The sequence below is a fragment of the Streptomyces sp. TN58 genome, assembly GCF_001941845.1.
Taxonomy (GTDB): Bacteria; Actinomycetota; Actinomycetes; order Streptomycetales; family Streptomycetaceae; genus Streptomyces.
Genome location: NZ_CP018870.1, coordinates 3,317,714 through 3,333,226, shown reverse-complemented (window position 1 = coordinate 3,333,226; position 15,513 = coordinate 3,317,714). Strand labels below are relative to the sequence as shown.

Below are 15,513 nucleotides of genomic sequence, written 5' to 3'. Positions count from 1 at the left end.
CCCCGCACTACCGGAAAGGCAGTAGCGCCATGAGCGTCAACGTCCGCATCCCCACCATCCTGCGCACCTACACCGGCGGTCAGGCCGAGGTCCCGGCCGAGGGCGCGACCCTCGCCGAGGTCATCGAGTCCCTGGAGAAGAACCACCCGGGCATCGCCGCGCGCGTCCTGGACGACCAGGGCAAGCTCCGCCGCTTCGTGAACGTCTACGTCAACGACGACGACGTGCGCTTCGAGGGCGGGCTGGAGGCGGTGACGCCGGACGGCGCCGGCGTCTCGATCATCCCGGCGGTCGCGGGCGGCTGCTGATCCGGGCCGAGCCCGTCGAGAAACCGTAATTACCCCCTCCGCTAAAAGCGGAGGGGGTAATTCTGTTTGATTGGGCACGGTAGAGTTGGGGAAGTCCCCTCCGCTGGACTTGCCCGCTGCATATGAACGGGTCGCGTGAGGGTCGACATCGGGTCAATGTGCGGGCGCGGTATGGGGCTTTGGCGAGATATGTCAGGCCCGAGTTGCCCTGGAACATGGCAAATTTTCACTCTATTTCAATGTTTCTCGGTGTCCAGATTTCTCGTCGGATTGACCTGTTGCAGACAGCACTCGCGCAGATACATTCAGCCTCGGTCGAAGCGTTCCGACGCAAGTTCTGACCCGGTAACGCGAAGTGCGTTCCCGCGCAAGGGCCGGTAATAGGGGAGTTAGGCATGGCTCAGGGCACCGTCAAGTGGTTCAACGCGGAGAAGGGCTACGGCTTCATCGCGGTCGACGGTGGTGCGGATGTGTTCGTCCACTACAGCGCCATCCAGATGGACGGGTACCGCACCCTTGAAGAGGGTCAGCGGGTCGAGTTCGAGATCTCGCAGGGCCAGAAGGGTCCGCAGGCGGACATGGTCAAGCTCGCGCTCGGCTAGTCCCGGAGCATCGACCACCGACGCTCGGTCTTCCGTCGAAGACCCCGGAAGACCCACGAGGGGCCCACATCCCGCACACGGGATGTGGGCCCCTCGCGTGTCACCTGCTGCTTCAGCGAAGCCGCTTGCACTCTCGGGGGCCGAGTGCTAATCATTGGCGTTAGCACTCTACGAGTGAGAGTGCTACTGAAACGAGGACCGGGTCGGTGAGGCCCGCAGGGTCCGGTGGGAAGGAACCGCCGGGCACGCAGGCCGTCCGTCGCGGGCGCGGGCGCGGTCCTGGGAGCAATCCACCGCTGTCCGGGAGGACCACTTCAGATGGCCAAGATCATTGCGTTCGACGAGGAGGCCCGGCGCGGCCTTGAGCGTGGGATGAACCAGCTCGCCGACGCCGTCAAGGTCACCCTTGGCCCCAAGGGTCGCAACGTCGTCCTTGAGAAGAAGTGGGGCGCCCCCACGATCACCAACGATGGTGTGTCCATCGCCAAGGAGATCGAGCTTGAGGACCCGTACGAGAAGATCGGCGCCGAGCTGGTCAAGGAAGTCGCCAAGAAGACGGACGACGTAGCCGGCGACGGTACGACCACCGCCACCGTCCTGGCCCAGGCGCTCGTCCGCGAGGGCCTGCGCAACGTGGCCGCCGGTGCCAACCCGATGGCCCTCAAGCGTGGTATCGAGAAGGCCGTCGAGGCCGTCTCCGCCGCCCTGCTCGCCCAGGCCAAGGATGTCGAGACCAAGGAGCAGATCGCTTCGACGGCCTCCATCTCCGCCGCCGACACCCAGATCGGCGAGCTCATCGCCGAGGCCATGGACAAGGTCGGCAAGGAAGGCGTCATCACCGTCGAGGAGTCCCAGACCTTCGGTCTGGAGCTGGAGCTCACCGAGGGTATGCGCTTCGACAAGGGCTACATCTCGGCGTACTTCGCCACCGACATGGAGCGCATGGAGTCGTCCCTCGACGACCCGTACATCCTGATCGTCAACTCCAAGATCGGCTCGGTCAAGGACCTGCTGCCGCTCCTGGAGAAGGTCATGCAGTCCGGCAAGCCGCTGCTGATCATCGCCGAGGACGTCGAGGGCGAGGCCCTGTCGACCCTGGTCGTCAACAAGATCCGCGGCACCTTCAAGTCCGTCGCCGTCAAGGCCCCGGGCTTCGGCGACCGCCGCAAGGCCATGCTCGGTGACATCGCCATCCTCACGGGCGGCACGGTCATCTCCGAGGAGGTCGGCCTCAAGCTGGAGAACGCCGGTCTCGACCTGCTCGGCCGCGCCCGCAAGGTCGTCATCACCAAGGACGAGACCACCATCGTCGACGGTGCCGGTGACAGCGACCAGGTCCAGGGCCGCGTGAACCAGATCCGCGCCGAGATCGAGAACTCCGACTCGGACTACGACCGCGAGAAGCTCCAGGAGCGCCTGGCGAAGCTGGCCGGCGGCGTGGCCGTCATCAAGGCCGGTGCCGCGACCGAGGTCGAGCTCAAGGAGCGCAAGCACCGCATCGAGGACGCCGTTCGCAACGCGAAGGCGGCCGTCGAGGAGGGCATCGTCGCCGGTGGTGGCGTGGCCCTGCTGCAGGCCTCCGCGGTCTTCGAGAAGCTGGAGCTCGACGGTGACGAGGCGACCGGCGCCAACGCCGTGAAGCTCGCGCTGGAGGCCCCGCTGAAGCAGATCGCCGTCAACGGTGGTCTTGAGGGCGGCGTCGTCGTGGAGAAGGTGCGCAACCTTCCGATCGGTCACGGCCTGAACGCCGCGTCCGGCGAGTACGTCGACATGATCGCCGAGGGCATCATCGACCCGGCGAAGGTCACGCGCTCCGCGCTGCAGAACGCCGCGTCGATCGCCGCGCTGTTCCTGACCACCGAGGCCGTCATCGCCGACAAGCCGGAGAAGGCCGCGGCCGCTCCGGGCGGCATGCCGGGCGGTGACATGGACTTCTGATCGGCCCTGTCGGCTGATCGGCTGTTCTCGAACGAGGGCGGCACCCCCACGGGGGTGCCGCCCTCGGGCGTTCCCGGGCCGGGTCGGCACGGTCAGATCGTGGTGTCGAGCGTGAAATCGAACGGCGCGGGGATGTGCAGCGGCTCGCCGAAGGACACCGTCGTACGGGCGCGGTACCCGTGGGGCGACGAGGTGTCCGCGAAACAGCCGTCGGGTACATGCGACTGGAGCTGCTCACGCAGCAGGCGCATGGGGCGGGAGTACCGGAGCCGGGAAAACGGTGACACGACGATCTTCCCCCGGATGAGCTCGGCCTTGAAGCCGTCTGGCGTGTCCATCTCCGCGACCGTGCGCAGAAGGTCCTCGAAGGCCGGCGGCGCCGGCGACGTCTCTGTGGGTGTGGCCCGCTCGATCATGATCGTCACCGTATTCCTCCGGATGGCGTGCAGCGCTGAGCCCGTGCCTCGTTTCAGGCTAGTGCCGCGGCGGGGCCCCGCCCGGCCCTCGGAGTGGTCTCCCCCGATCGGGCGGTGAAAACCGCTGGCCGGGGTGGGTGGGGGCGTGTGACCGTACGGCCATGGGGAACTCCGTCGCTCATCCGGTGCTGCGCACCGCCGATCCCGCCGATCCCGCCAAGGCGTACGCGAAGGCGCGCCATACGTCCGTACCGCCTCCCCGGCGCGACGGGCAGGGATGAGGACGGGTGGGGAGTTCGCGAGCCTATCCCGTCTACCGGACCGACGACATCGGGGAGGCGTACCGGCGGGCCCGGCTGCTGTGCGGGCGGATGAGGCCCCTCGAACCGGAGATGTGGCTGTGCGCGCGGACGGAGAGCGTCGCCGAGGCCCGGGGGATGGCGGCGCTGCTGCCGGCGGGCATGTTCGACCCGTCGGACTACTGGGCGGCGGCGGACACCTGGTACCTGGGTGCCGAACTGCCGCGCGACGACCGGGAGCTGGCGGCGGCGCTGCCGCTGACCGTCGACGCGTACGCGGCTCCCGGACCGGTGGAGCAGGCGTTCCTGCGGGCCTTGCGCGGAGGCGCGGCCACGATGCTGTGGCGGGGGGCATGGCCGGACGTGCCCGGGATACCGTCCTCGTCGGCCGACCCGACGAACCAGCGGGTGGAGCTGGACCTCAACGAGCAGCATCCCGATGGCCGGCACACCGTCTACGTACACTTCGCGACCGCCGACGAGGCGGGCGCCGCCCATCTCGCGGCCTTCGCCGGCGGGACGGTGCTCGGGCCCGTGCAGGTCGGCCGCTGACGAAGGCCGGACCGGGTCCGGTCCGGTCCGGTCCGGTCCCGCATAGGCTGGGCGTATGGCTGACCTCTTCGTCAAGATCTGCGGGCTCAGGACCGCGCCGGACGTCGACACCGCGGTAGCGGCCGGGGCGGATGCCGTCGGGTTCGTGTTCGCGCCCGGCAGCCCCCGTACCGTCGACGCCGCGACCGCGCGCGAGCTGGCCGCCCGGGTACCCGCCTCGGTGCTGACCGTCGGGGTGTTCCGGGGGCAGTCCGTCGAGGAGGTGCGCCGTTTCGCCGAGGAGAGCGGCGTACGGGGCGTGCAGCTGCACGGCGAGGAGGGTCCGGGGGACTTCGCGGCGCTGCGCGCCGAGGGCCGCACCCTGCTGCGGGCCACCGCCGAGCGGGTGCGGCGCTGCGGTGAGTACGGCGAGGACCTGCTGCTGCTCGACGCCCCCGACCCCGGCTCCGGCAGGCCGTGGAACTGGGGTGCGGCGGACTTCACCGCACCCGAGGGCCGGTGGCTGCTGGCCGGCGGGCTGAACCCGGGCAATGTGCGCCAGGCGCTCGCCGCCACCGGAGCCTGGGGTGTGGACGTCTCCAGTGGCGTCGAGCGGGAGCGCGGGGTCAAGTCGCCGGAGCTGATCCGCTCCTTCGTCGAGGCGGCGCGCGGAGCCTGAGGCCGTCAGGCGGCTGCGGCTGCGGTGGCGGTCCGGATGGCCTTCAGGGCCGTTTCGAGGGCCTGGTCGGCCGGGACGGGGAGGTCGGGGAGGACGCCGACGCCTTCCCAGTTGCTTCCGGTCACGGCGTTGACGGTGCGGGCGACCGGGACGGTCACCTGGATGTGTTCGGTGAGCGTGTGCCGGACGGTGGGGTGGGCTCCGCCCCGGGTGGTCTCGCCGACGAGGGTGGCACGGCCGTGCGCCTGCAGGGTGTAGGCGACGTCCTCGCCCCCGGAGAAGGTGACGGCGCTGGTCAGCACGTACACCGGCCGGTCGAGGTAGCGGGGCGCGGGCAGATGGGCGGTGGTCCAGAACTGGCGGGTCGTCCCGGTGGTCCGGTCGTGGATGTCGTGCAGGTGGACCTGGTCGTCGGGGAAGAAGTAGCTGGACCACATGGCGGCGCCCTCGGGCGCTCCGCCGAGGCAGGAGCGGAGGTCCAGGACCAGGGCGGAACTGCCGGCGGCGAGCTGCATGGCGGCGCCGATGACGGCCGCGCCCTCGTCGGCGACGGATATCCGCGTGATCTCGATGAGTGCGACGCCGTCGTCCAGCCGCTCCACGCGGCGTACGCCGTGGTTCTCGGCCCGGAGCAGCGAGAGGAACGCGGCGCGCCCGGCGTCCTGGTCCTCCGGCTCCAGCGACAGGGGCTCCTCGACCCACAGGAGCCGCAAGTGCTTGTCCGGGCACACCTCCTGGAAGTCGGCGGTGACGGCCCGGCAGAGAGCCGGGCCGTCGAGGTCCGCGTACGCGCCGGAGGCGAGGCGTTCCCGGATCGCGGAGCCGATCACCTCGGCCTTCTCGGGGAAGACGTAACCCGTCTCGATCTGCTGCAGGGCCTGCTCGATGATCTCTTCGTTCTTAGGCATGGTGGGCCATGTTAGATCGCGAACGGCCGTCCGCCCAGCGGTATTTGGGGCCTGACCCGCAGGGCGCCGCGCATGCGGTGCGGCGGACGGGGCACGAGATCGGCGAGGACGCCCCGTGTTCAGGAGGTGGAAGCCGTGCGCCGTACGAAGGTGCTGGACGCCTTTCCCGCCGGTGACCCTTACGGCAGTTGGCCCGCCGAGGAGTACGCGGCCAGGTGCCGGGAGCGCGGCCAGCGCGCGACCGTCGTGATGGACCTCGACAGGGACGCCTTCCTCGTCGTGGCCGTCGACGCGGACGCGCCGCACGGGCCGGCGCGACGGCCGTGACGGCTCGGGTCCGGCTGTAGGTACACGTGGGTCAAGAAGCCGCGCGCCAGATCGTCATGTCGGCCCGCAGCCAGCTGGGGTCCTTCGACAGGCCCGGCGCCGACTTGATGCCGATGACGAACAGCGCGACGTCCCCGGAGGCGTGCCGGACGCAGACTTCGCTGCCGGCCGCCATGACGTGCAGCGTCAGATCGTGTTGCCGCGAGTTCTCCAGCTGTTCGCGGCACGTTTCGAGGTTGCCGGTGCCGGCTTTGCGGGGCATGGAGAACACGCTCGTGTCGCTCTCCATCCGGCAGCCGCTGGCCAGCCCGCACTTCATGCGGATGTCGCCGGTGCGGTCGCCGTCCTCGTGCTGCACGGGCTCCGTGAAGCTGAGGGAGTTCTCCTCGTTCAGCTTCAGCCCCGGATACGGGAGGGGCTTGGGTGGCTGTGGCGTGCTCGGCGCCGGGCTGGAGGAGGGCACGGGGATGGTGCCGTTCGGCGCCGTCGTCGGGCCGGACGACATGTTCGCGGTGGCCGCCTCCCGGCCCGCCGCCCGGTCCGTCCCGTCCATGAGCTTCCAGCCGAGGCCTGCCACTGCCAGCGCGCCGGTCATCGCCAGCGCGCCCGCGACCCGCGCGGCCCGCCGCCGCTTGTGCACCTCCGCCGTCGCCGCCGGCGCGTCCGCCGCCTGCTCCGCGGCTCCTGTCCGAGCCCCGTCCGGTGGGGCCGTCTGCGCCGCGCCGCCGGGCCGGGGCCGTGTCACCGGATCCGGTGTCTGCGCCTCCGGGCCCGCGACCTCCCGCCAGACCGCCGGTCCGCCGCCCGTTACGGCTTCCTCGCCCAGATACGCGCGGCACCACGCCAGGACCTTCGCCGGTGTGGCCCGGTCCTCCGGCGCGGTGGCCAGGCACATCGCGAACAGTGGCCGCAGCGGCTGGGGCAGTTGGGCCAGGTCGGGTTTGGAGTGCACGATCCGGAACAGCACGGTCATCGAGGGGCCGTCCCCGTACAGCGGCTTGCCGAGTGCCGCGAACGCCGCCGTCTGGCCCAGCGCGAAGACATCGGTGGCCGGCGTGGTCTCGCCCGCCAGGCCCTGTTCGGGCGCCATGTACTGGGGGGTGCCGATGGCGTCGCCGGTCGCCGTGGCCGTGAGGCCGGAGGCCTGCGAGATGCCGAAGTCGATGACGCGGGGCCCGTCGGCGGCCAGCAGTACGTTCGACGGTTTCAGGTCGCGGTGCACCACGCCCGCGCCGTGGACGGCCACCAGGGCTTCGGCCACGCCCGCCATCAGCCACACCACCGCCGCGTCCGGCAGCGGCCCGCGCCGGGCGACGGCCTCCGACAGCGAGGGGCCGGGCACGTACACGGTGGCCAGCCAGGGCGGTGTCGCCTCCGCGTCGGCGTCGATCAGCTCGGCGGTGTACGCCCCCCGGACCCGCCGCGCCGCCTCGACCTCCCGGCGGAAGCGCCGCCGGAAGGCCGGGTCCTCGGCCAGCTCGGGATGCACCACCTTGAGTGCGACGGGCCGGCCGCCCGGCGTGTGCGACAGGTACACCCGGCCCATGCCGCCCGCCCCGAGCCGTGCGGCGAGGCGGTATCCGCCCACGGTCTGCGGATCGTCGGCCCGCAGCGGTTGGAACGCCTCGGTCGCGCTGTTCATCGGTCTCCCCCCGATCCCTGCAGGACCAACCGATGAGTTGATCCACGCAACCCTAAGCGGCGGACGGGCGGGGGGAGATGCCGGGGACCGGTGCGGCGGGAGGCCGGGCCGGGCGGTTTTCGGGTGCCGGTCGGCCGGTGTCCGTCAGTCGGCCGGGTCGAAGGAGGACACGCCGCCGTCCTCGTGGACGGACTCCACGCCGGGCATGACGCGCAGGGCCATGACCTGGCCGGGGCTCAGCCGGGCGGAGAAGCCGTGCAGCGCGGTGCTGAAGACGTAGTCGGGGGAGGCGCCCACCATCCCGGCGACCCTCGCCGGATCGACGTCCTTGTGGACGGTGACGATGTACGGGTCTTCGTCGAGGGCGGCGGTGTGTGACGCGGGGGCGGCCACGGCGGGGGCGGCCGCGGCCACCGGCAGGGCGGTGACGGCGGCCAGGACGGCGGCGGCGACGGGCAGGGCCCGGCGAGCTCGGCTCAGGAGGATGCGCATGGGTGGAGGCCATCACGCATGGCCGGGCCGGTCAAAGACCTCCCGGGGTGTGGCGGGCGCACGGGCGGCGCACCGGCCGCGCGCCCCCTCGCACACCCCCCGGGGCGGCGCGGCCGACTAGGCTTCGCGGCCAGGGGGGATGATCATGGATGACCGTATGTCCCGGGGCTTGCGGCGGTGGCTGCCGCGCGCCCTGTTCGTCGCCGGCACGGCCGTGGCCGCCGTGACCGTGCTGTACCTGGTGCTGCTCGGCCGGATGGCCTTCGTCGACTGGACCCGCGGCAGAGACCGGCTGCTCCTGCTCACCCCGCTGCTCGGCGTCCTCGCGTACGCACTGCTGGCGCGCGGGCGAGGGCGCGGGGGCAGCCGGGGCGCTCCGGTCCGCTGGCTGGCGGCGGTCGTCGCGCTGGCCGCGCTGTGGCCGGCGTGGCAGGGGTACATCGGGATGCGCGGCCCGCAGGCGTACGTGTGGACCTGGTGGCAGGCGGAGAACCCGGAGTCGGCCCGCCCGATCGGCGCCTGGCAGCTTCCGTCGTCGGGCCTCGTGCGGGCCCGCACGGACGGCCTGCGCGTCTACGACAGCGGGGGCCGATCGGCGGGTGGACACACCGCCCCTGCGGGGACGGCCTTCTGCGCCCTGAGCCGGACCGTCGTCCACGGCGTCGGACTGGTCGCGGCCGAGCGGGCCCCGGGCGGGTGCGGCACGCGGGTGTCGGCCGTGGATCTGCGGCAGAGCGACGAACTGTGGGCGAAGGACCTCCCGGAGGCCCCTTCCGCCGACGGGACCTCCCCGCCGGTGGCGGTGGTGGGCGACACGGCCGTCGTCGTGACGGAGGGCGCCCTCCTCGGCGTGGACCTGCGGGGCGGCGACGAACGCTGGCACATGCCGGTCCCGTCCGGTTGCCGGGCCCGCGCCCTCGACGGGACCGCCGACCGGGTCCTGTACGTGGAGGACTGCCCCGGCGCCGGCACGGCGCGGCTGACGTCCCTGGACGCGCGGACCGGAACCCCGGCCTGGCAGACCCCGCTGCGGAGCGCTTCGGGCGAACCTCGGATGCTGTCGGTGCGGCCGATCGCGCTGTGGGCGGGGGACGCGGTGCGGCTGTTCGACGACGCGGGTCGCGAGCGCGGCGCGGTGCCGGTGTCGGGCCCGCGGGAGGATTTGCTGGCGGAGCCGGGCCCGCTGGTCAGCGGTGATCTGCTGGTCCTGCCGGTGAAGGGCAGGGTGCCGGGGGTCTCGGCGTACTCCCTGCTGGACGGCCGCCGCGTGTGGCACGCCGGGCTCGACGGGGCGACGGTCCTCGGCGTCGCGCAGGGCCGCGCCCCGGGCGGGGTCGACGTGGTGACGTCGACGGCCGCGTCGACGTACCTGTGGCACCTGGACGGGACCACGGGCAGGCCGAAGGCCGAGCCCACGATCCTGCGGGACGTCCCGCTTGGGCGGCGGTTCGAGATCTACCCGACGGGCACCGAGGGCTACACCTTCGTGAACCTGGACCCGTCGGGCGAACTGCCGTCGTATGTAGCCTTGAGGCGGGTCACAGGCTGGTGACGAACGCCTTCCAGGCGGGTCCGCCGAAGACGAGGTGGGGCCCGTCCGGCACCTTGGAGTCCCTGACGGGGACGAGGTCGGGGTGCCCGTCGCCGACTTCTACGCAGTTGCCGCCACTGCCATCGCTGTGGGTGGACTTGCGCCAGGTCGCCATCTCCAGGCAGCTGCCGCCGCTGGCGTCGCTGTAGCTGGACTTGCGCCAGGTCGCCATCTCCAGGCAGCTGCCGCCGCTGGCGTCGCTGTAGCTGGATTTGTGCCAGGTGGCCGTCGTGAGGTCGTACTCAGACTTGCTGGTCATGTTCGTAATCCTCCGCGACCGACTCGATCAGGGCCAGAGAATCATGCGGGGAGCACGCATTGGCCGTGAGCAGATCGTAGGTCAGGGTGTGGTGGGCGACCGTCGCCGGATCGTCGAACAACTGGCCCGTCCCGATGCCTTGGATGTAGGCGAGTGGGGGAGCATCGTCGAAAGACATCAGCTGTAGGAAGCCGCCCATGGCCGCATGCATCCCCGCGCTGAACGGCAGCACCTGGACGATGATGCGGCGCTTCCGGATCAGCGTCGCGATGTGACGGAGGGCCTCGGCCAGCATCGCCCTGCCGGCGCCCACGCGGCGCAGGACGGCTTCGTCCAGAACACACCAAAACAGTGGCGTTGTTGGATCATGGAGCAGCGCGGAGCGCGCCAGGCGGTTCCCGACCAGTTCGTCGATCACTTCCTCGGTCGCGGTCGGATGTCCGGCACGGAACACCTCCCGGGCGTACGCCTCTGTCTGGAGCAGTCCGGGGATCAGCTGAGGCGCGTACTCACGGATGGATGTCGCCAGGGCCTCCGCCTCGGCCGCCGCCGCGAAGTGGTCCGGGTACTTGGACTTGGCCGCCGCGCCGCAGTTGCGGACGAAGAAGCCGTTCGTGTTGAGGATGTCGTCTATCTGGCGCGCGAACTCGATGTGCATCCGGCGTGTGCCCGCTTCGAGTTGGCCGATGAACGAACCGCTCACGAAGAGCGGTTCGCCGAGCTCGGCCTGGCTCAGTCCCGCGGCTTCGCGCGCCACGCGCAGTTCGGCGCCGAGGAGCGCGCGGGGTGAGGAGGACGGGTCGAGGTTCTTACCTGCCATGGCAACTCCAGGGCCAACAGGTGGGGTTGTTCTCGGTGCTTCCTTGAAAGGCTAGCCAGCGGATCACCACTCTGTGTGCAGAACCCGACCACGCAAAGTAGAAAGGTGACATGTCATGGTGCTCTCCCCCACGGAGCGGATGCGGGCGGTCGAGGAGGCCGTACGGGAGTTGAAGGAGGCGCTGGACGGGGTGGGTGTGGTGTTCCCCTCCCTGGGCGTGGAACGGGTTTCGGCGGCCGGTACGTACGGGCTGCCGCTGGTCGACCTCGGCCGCTGCAATCTGGACACCGCGCTGCGGCTGGCCGCCGTACTCCATGAGCGGGCCCACCCGTGAGCGAGTGCGACCGGCTCCGGGTGGAGGCGGCGCTGGAGGGGTTCTTCGAGTTCGCGCGGAGCTGGGAGTTCGAGCTGGCCTGGAAGCTGTGCTGGCTGGAGAAGGGCCTCGCCGACGCCGGGTGGAGGGGCGGGCCGCCGGACCCTCCGCCGCCGGGGTGCCAGCGGTACGGAGCCGACGATGCCGGAGCGTGAGGGGCGGGTTCGCCCGCTTGATGCATTCCTTGCCGAAGCGGCGGAGATACCGGGTACGACGACGAAGCGAGCGACCGTCAACGGAGCGTTGGCTGAGTTCGTGGCCGCTGCCCGGCGGCGGCGCTTCGTGGAGCTGATGGACGAGGGCGTTTTCGACGGCCTCCGCGACCCGGACGTGATGCGGGGTGCGTGGCGGTGACCGGGTCCCGCTCGCGACGTGTGCGCAGCGCGGAAGACCACGCACGCGGCCGAACCGTACCCCGAGGCTTCGACTGGACGCCGACCATGACGGCATCGGCAAGGTCACAGGTTCCCTGGCCGGGGTGGGGCCGGGTCCGTGCGGAGGCGGGCGTGGAGGTGTTCGTCGTGCCAGCCGTCCGCGTGGAGTAGGGCGCCGCGCATGGTGCCCTCCAGGGGGAAGCCGGCCTTCGTCGCGACGGCGCAGGAGGCCGGGTTGGCGACCGAGTGGGTGATGCGGACGCGGTGCAGGCCGAGGTCTTCGAAGGCCCAGCGGGCCAGCCGGTCGGTGGCCTTCACCATGACGCCGGTTCCGCGGCCCTCGGGCAGCAGCCAGTACAGGATCTCGCCGCTGCCGCCCGCCAGGTCGATGTCGGCGATGCCGATCAGGCCGACGGCCCGGCCGCCCTCGGGCGCGATCGCCCAGATCCCGGCCTTCTCGGCCTGCCAGCGTTCGTGCCAGAGGGCGATCCGCGCCTCGGCCCCGGGCAGGTCGAGGCGGCTCGGGCGGTTCCAGTGCCGGATGTCCGGGTCGGGGAAGGCCGCCACGAGCGCGGGCGCGTCGTCGGCGGTCCAGGGGCGCAGGCACATCCCGCCGGGTAGGACGAGTGCGGGCTGGGCAAGCTCCCGCATCCGGCCGGCCGGTACGACCGGAGGTATGGAGTCGATCATGCTCCGATCATCCCCGCTGCCTCACGGAAGCGCAGCCACGGTTCTTGGGTGTCGGCGGAGTCAACGGGCGCCCACCGCGCCGGTCATCGGTTCTCGGGCCGGGTCGGCCGGGTCGGCCGGGTCGGGGGGTGTCGGGGCCGGCGCGGGGTCGGTGTTGAGGTCGGTCAGCATCTGGCGGGTGAAGCCGAAGAAGTAGGTGGCGGCGAAGCCGACGAGGTAGCCGGTCAGCAGGCCGCCCGCGTAGACCGCGACGGTCACGCCCAGGCTCGAACTGCCCTCCAGCAGGGGGAAGAGGGCCCAGCCGGAGGGGCCGATGGCGGTGGAGCCGAAGGCGGTGCCGAGCTGGTTGAAGAGGCCGACGAAGGCTCCGCCGGCCGCGCCGCCGACGCACGCGGTGACGAAGGGGCGGCCGAGTGGCAGGGAGACGCCGTAGATCAGCGGTTCGCCGACGCCGAGGAAGCCCGCCGGGAGGGCCGACTTGATGGTGGCTCGCAGCGAGCCGTTGCGCGGGAGCCGGTAGTGGACGGCGATGGCCGCGCCGACCTGGCCCGCGCCCGCCATGGCGAGGATCGGCAGCAGGACGGTGTGTCCGGACTGCTCGATGAGGGTGGTGTGGATGGGGATCAGGGCCTGGTGCAGGCCGAGCATCACCAGCGGCAGGAAGAGCCCGCCCAGCACCAGCCCCGCGAACGCACCGCCCGTGGACAGCAGCCCGTCGGCGAAGGCGCCGATGGCGGCGGAGGCCTCACCGGCGAGGAACATCAGGCCGAAGAGGGTGACCAGGCCCGAGATCAGCACGGTGAGGGTGGGGGTGACCAGGACGTCCAGGGCCTCCGGGACCAGGCACCGGCAGCGCTTCTCCACGTACACGGCGAGCAGGGCGGCGGCCAGCGCGCCGAGTACGCCGCCCTGGCCCGGCCTGAGCTCCGTACCGAAGGCGGTGATCTTCGCGACGCCCGGGAAGACGATGATCGCGGCGACCGCGCCGCCGAGGATCGGGGTGCCGCCGAACTCCTTGGCGGTGTTGTAGCCGACGAACACCGCGATCAGCGACATGAAGCCGGACCCGATCGCGGCGAGGGCCGGAGAGACCGAGGGCAGCAGGCCGAAGTTCATGAGCAGGCCGTTGAGGCCGGCGATGATCCCGCAGCCGATGAGGGCCGGGATCAGCGGCACGAAGATGTTCGCGACGCGGCGCAGCATCAGCTTGAAGGGGGTGGCGTTGCGGGCCTTCTGGGCCTCTTTCAGGGCCGCTCCCTGCGCGGCGAGTTCGTCGGCGGTGACGGGTGGGGGCGCGGTGGCGGGCCGGGGGGTGGTGGCGGGCGGCGCCGTCGTGCGGCCCTCCTCGACGAGCGCCTGGAACTCCGGCGTGACGCGGGCGACGGCGCCCGGGCCGAGCACGATCTGGTAGGTGTCGTCCTCGACGACGCCCAGCACCGCCGGGAGGGCCTTCAGGGCCTCGTCCTGTACGAGTGAGCGGTCGCGCAGCGAGATGCGCAGGCGGGTCATGCAGTGCGCGATCGAGGCGACGTTGTCCGGGCCGCCGACCAGGGGGAGGATCGCGGCGGCCGTGGCGCGGTTCTTGTCGGCGGCCGGGGCGGCCGGGGTGGACGGGGTGGATGCAGGGGGCTGGGTGGGATCTGTGGACATGGTGGTGGTCGCCTTGCCGTAGGGGGTGGGGTCAGCGGGTCCGGGCGTGGGCGAGTGCCGCGCGGAGGTGGCCGCGGGAGGCGGCGAGGAGTTCGGCGGCGGTCGGGCCGTCGACGTCTGCGAGGACGACGAGGACGGCGTTCTTGACCTCGCCGCCGGTGGCGGTCAGCGCGGCCTCGATCTCCTCGTCGGACGCGCCGGTTGCCAGGGCGACGATGCGGCGGGCGCGGGCGCGGAGCTTGTCGTTGGTGGAGCGCATGTCGACCATGAGGTTTCCGTAGGTCTTGCCCAGGCGGATCATGGTGATCGTCGAGATGAGGTTGAGGACGAGCTTCTGCGCGGTACCGGCCTTCAGGCGGGTGGAGCCGGTGAGGAGTTCCGGGCCGACGACGACCTCGATGCCGTGGTCGGCGGCGGCGGCGAGCGCCGAGCCGGCGTTGCAGGACAGGCCGACGGTGAGCGCGCCGCGGTCGCGGGCGGCGGTGACGGCGCCGATCGCGTACGGGGTGCGGCCGGAGGCGGAGATGCCGATGACGGTGTCGTCCGGACCGATGCGCAGCGCGGCGAGGTCGTCGGCGGCGAGTTGCGGGGAGTCCTCGGCGCCCTCGACGGCCTTGACCATGGCGGAGGGGCCGCCGGCGATGAGGCCGACGACGTCGGCGGGGTCGGTGTTGAAGGTGGGCGGGCACTCGCTGGCGTCCAGGACGCCCATCCGCCCTGCGGTGCCGGCGCCGGCGTAGACGAGGCGGCCGCCGCGGGCCATCCGCTCGGCGATCGCGTCGATGGCGGCGGCGATGTGCGGGAGCTGGGCGGCGACGGCGGCCGGGACGGTGGCGTCCTCGGCGTTCATGGTGCGGGCGATGTCGAGGGTGGACAGCCGGTCGATCTCGGCGAGTTCGGGACGGAAGGCCTCGGTGGTGAGGGTTTCCAGCTGGGCGCGGAGTTCGGCGTGAGCGGTCATGGGGCGGGGGCCTCCGGCGGTTCGGGGGTGACTGCGGCTGCGGGCCGCGGGCTGCGGGCTGCGGTTGCCGTGGCGTTACGGCGGCGGCGTGGCGGTGGGGTCCGGGAGCGAGGACACCCACCGGCGGCGCGGCGGACCGGTGCCATCCGGCGGGGCTTCCGGCCGGCGGTACCGGCGGGCGGCTTCGCGGAGGCTCTGCCGCCCTGCGGTGCGGCGGCTGCGGTCGGGATCCCCCGGATGCTCCGGCGTCCTGCGGAGCCGGGGCTCCGTAGGCGGTCGGGCGGAGGCTCTGCCGTCCTGCCGAGCCGAACTTCGGCGGGCGGCGGTCGCGCACACGATCCGCCGCCCCGCCGAGCCCCGGCGGGCAGTCGTGACGGTCCGCCGGCCGAGCCCCGAAGGGCGGTGTTCGCGGGGTCTTGGGTGCGGTGCCTCGCACGGCGGAGGGGCGCCCGCGTACGGGTCGTACGCGGGCGGTAAGGGCAACGCGGCGGGAGGCCGCACCGGGCACCGCGAGCCGGACGAGACTTTCGAAACGCGCCCGGGGCCGCCGGCGGCCGCCCCTGGTGGGCCTCCGGGCGGGCGGCCGGGAGTTCCTTTCGGCTCCTTGGTCACGCCTGGAAAGCTATTTTTCAGGCGGGGTGGGGGTCAATCCG

The 15,513-nt window shown here is 72.0% G+C and carries 19 protein-coding genes; 10 read left to right on the top strand and 9 right to left on the bottom strand.

From position 1 onward, the window contains the following. Positions 1 to 29 precede the first annotated feature (29 nt). The 3 genes from BSL84_RS15030 (at position 30) to groL (ending at position 2,848) form a co-directional block, all read left to right on the top strand. The gene (locus BSL84_RS15030) at positions 30 to 308 is read left to right on the top strand and encodes a MoaD/ThiS family protein (RefSeq protein WP_030027575.1); all 279 of its coding nucleotides are present in this window, start codon (positions 30 to 32) and stop codon (positions 306 to 308) included. A gap of 395 nt (positions 309 to 703) precedes the next feature. Continuing rightward, positions 704 to 910, top strand: coding sequence for a cold-shock protein (locus BSL84_RS15025; RefSeq protein ID WP_030009783.1), 207 nt, complete (start codon positions 704 to 706; stop codon positions 908 to 910). A gap of 318 nt (positions 911 to 1,228) precedes the next feature. Beyond that, the gene (gene groL, locus BSL84_RS15020; protein WP_030027577.1) at positions 1,229 to 2,848 is read left to right on the top strand and encodes a chaperonin GroEL; all 1,620 of its coding nucleotides are present in this window, start codon (positions 1,229 to 1,231) and stop codon (positions 2,846 to 2,848) included. Between the two features lie 92 nt (positions 2,849 to 2,940). Here groL and BSL84_RS15015 read toward each other — a convergent pair whose 3' ends face one another. Next, entirely contained in the window at positions 2,941 to 3,264 is a 324-nt protein-coding gene (locus BSL84_RS15015) for a hypothetical protein (protein ID WP_234363623.1), read from the bottom strand. 287 nt (positions 3,265 to 3,551) lie between these two features. Here BSL84_RS15015 and BSL84_RS15010 point away from each other — a divergent pair, with 287 nt between their 5' ends. Continuing rightward, on the top strand, positions 3,552 to 4,115 hold the full coding sequence (locus BSL84_RS15010) for a hypothetical protein (RefSeq protein ID WP_052680643.1): 564 nt from the start codon (positions 3,552 to 3,554) through the stop codon (positions 4,113 to 4,115). A gap of 55 nt (positions 4,116 to 4,170) precedes the next feature. Beyond that, positions 4,171 to 4,773, top strand: a complete 603-nt coding sequence (locus tag BSL84_RS15005; protein ID WP_030027580.1) for a phosphoribosylanthranilate isomerase — start codon at positions 4,171 to 4,173, stop codon at positions 4,771 to 4,773. A 5-nt stretch (positions 4,774 to 4,778) separates the two neighbouring features. On the opposite strand, the gene BSL84_RS15000 is transcribed toward BSL84_RS15005, so the two are convergent. After that, entirely contained in the window at positions 4,779 to 5,681 is a 903-nt protein-coding gene (locus BSL84_RS15000) for a S41 family peptidase (protein ID WP_030027581.1), read from the bottom strand. 72 nt (positions 5,682 to 5,753) lie between these two features. Between BSL84_RS15000 and BSL84_RS14995 the strand changes: the two genes are divergently transcribed. Next, positions 5,754 to 6,008, top strand: coding sequence for a hypothetical protein (locus BSL84_RS14995; RefSeq protein ID WP_075970532.1), 255 nt, complete (start codon positions 5,754 to 5,756; stop codon positions 6,006 to 6,008). Positions 6,009 to 6,039: 31 nt separating this feature from the next. Here the strand turns inward: BSL84_RS14995 and BSL84_RS14990 are convergent, their stop codons facing one another. Both BSL84_RS14990 and BSL84_RS14985 read right to left on the bottom strand, forming a co-directional pair. After that, positions 6,040 to 7,650 carry a serine/threonine-protein kinase gene (locus tag BSL84_RS14990; protein WP_075970531.1) on the bottom strand — a complete coding sequence of 537 codons (1,611 nt, stop codon included), beginning with the start codon at positions 7,648 to 7,650 and terminating at the stop codon, positions 6,040 to 6,042. A 144-nt stretch (positions 7,651 to 7,794) separates the two neighbouring features. Next, positions 7,795 to 8,142: a protease inhibitor I9 family protein gene (locus BSL84_RS14985; RefSeq protein WP_075970530.1), complete on the bottom strand. Its 348-nt coding sequence runs from the start codon at positions 8,140 to 8,142 to the stop codon at positions 7,795 to 7,797. Between the two features lie 157 nt (positions 8,143 to 8,299). Here BSL84_RS14985 and BSL84_RS14980 point away from each other — a divergent pair, with 157 nt between their 5' ends. Continuing rightward, positions 8,300 to 9,694: a PQQ-binding-like beta-propeller repeat protein gene (locus BSL84_RS14980; RefSeq protein ID WP_075970529.1), complete on the top strand. Its 1,395-nt coding sequence runs from the start codon at positions 8,300 to 8,302 to the stop codon at positions 9,692 to 9,694. Here the strand turns inward: BSL84_RS14980 and BSL84_RS14975 are convergent. Next, positions 9,681 to 9,992 carry a DUF397 domain-containing protein gene (locus tag BSL84_RS14975; protein WP_075970528.1) on the bottom strand — a complete coding sequence of 104 codons (312 nt, stop codon included), beginning with the start codon at positions 9,990 to 9,992 and terminating at the stop codon, positions 9,681 to 9,683. The genes BSL84_RS14980 and BSL84_RS14975 overlap by 14 nt on opposite strands. Then, the gene (locus BSL84_RS14970) at positions 9,976 to 10,812 is read right to left on the bottom strand and encodes a helix-turn-helix domain-containing protein (RefSeq protein ID WP_045323079.1); all 837 of its coding nucleotides are present in this window, start codon (positions 10,810 to 10,812) and stop codon (positions 9,976 to 9,978) included. The genes BSL84_RS14975 and BSL84_RS14970 overlap by 17 nt, the downstream gene beginning before the upstream one ends. A 115-nt stretch (positions 10,813 to 10,927) precedes the next feature. Here BSL84_RS14970 and BSL84_RS14965 point away from each other — a divergent pair, with 115 nt between their 5' ends. The 3 genes from BSL84_RS14965 to BSL84_RS14955 are packed head-to-tail and all read left to right on the top strand — an operon-like array spanning position 10,928 to position 11,539. Then, on the top strand, positions 10,928 to 11,146 hold the full coding sequence (locus BSL84_RS14965) for a hypothetical protein (protein ID WP_030031118.1): 219 nt from the start codon (positions 10,928 to 10,930) through the stop codon (positions 11,144 to 11,146). Then, the gene (locus BSL84_RS14960) at positions 11,143 to 11,340 is read left to right on the top strand and encodes a hypothetical protein (protein ID WP_075970527.1); all 198 of its coding nucleotides are present in this window, start codon (positions 11,143 to 11,145) and stop codon (positions 11,338 to 11,340) included. Before BSL84_RS14965 ends, BSL84_RS14960 begins: the two co-directional genes overlap by 4 nt. Then, positions 11,327 to 11,539: a type II toxin-antitoxin system VapB family antitoxin gene (locus BSL84_RS14955; protein WP_075970526.1), complete on the top strand. Its 213-nt coding sequence runs from the start codon at positions 11,327 to 11,329 to the stop codon at positions 11,537 to 11,539. Before BSL84_RS14960 ends, BSL84_RS14955 begins: the two co-directional genes overlap by 14 nt. Positions 11,540 to 11,643: 104 nt before the next feature. On the opposite strand, the gene BSL84_RS14950 is transcribed toward BSL84_RS14955, so the two are convergent. The 3 genes from BSL84_RS14950 to murQ are packed head-to-tail and all read right to left on the bottom strand — an operon-like array spanning position 11,644 to position 14,860. Then, positions 11,644 to 12,249 (bottom strand): GNAT family N-acetyltransferase, encoded by a 606-nt coding sequence (locus BSL84_RS14950; RefSeq protein ID WP_075970525.1) that lies wholly within the window; start codon positions 12,247 to 12,249, stop codon positions 11,644 to 11,646. 60 nt (positions 12,250 to 12,309) lie between these two features. Next, positions 12,310 to 13,899: a PTS transporter subunit EIIC gene (locus BSL84_RS14945; RefSeq protein WP_079273203.1), complete on the bottom strand. Its 1,590-nt coding sequence runs from the start codon at positions 13,897 to 13,899 to the stop codon at positions 12,310 to 12,312. Between the two features lie 31 nt (positions 13,900 to 13,930). Further along, on the bottom strand, positions 13,931 to 14,860 hold the full coding sequence (murQ, locus tag BSL84_RS14940) for an N-acetylmuramic acid 6-phosphate etherase (protein ID WP_075970524.1): 930 nt from the start codon (positions 14,858 to 14,860) through the stop codon (positions 13,931 to 13,933). Positions 14,861 to 15,513: the final 653 nt, after the last annotated feature.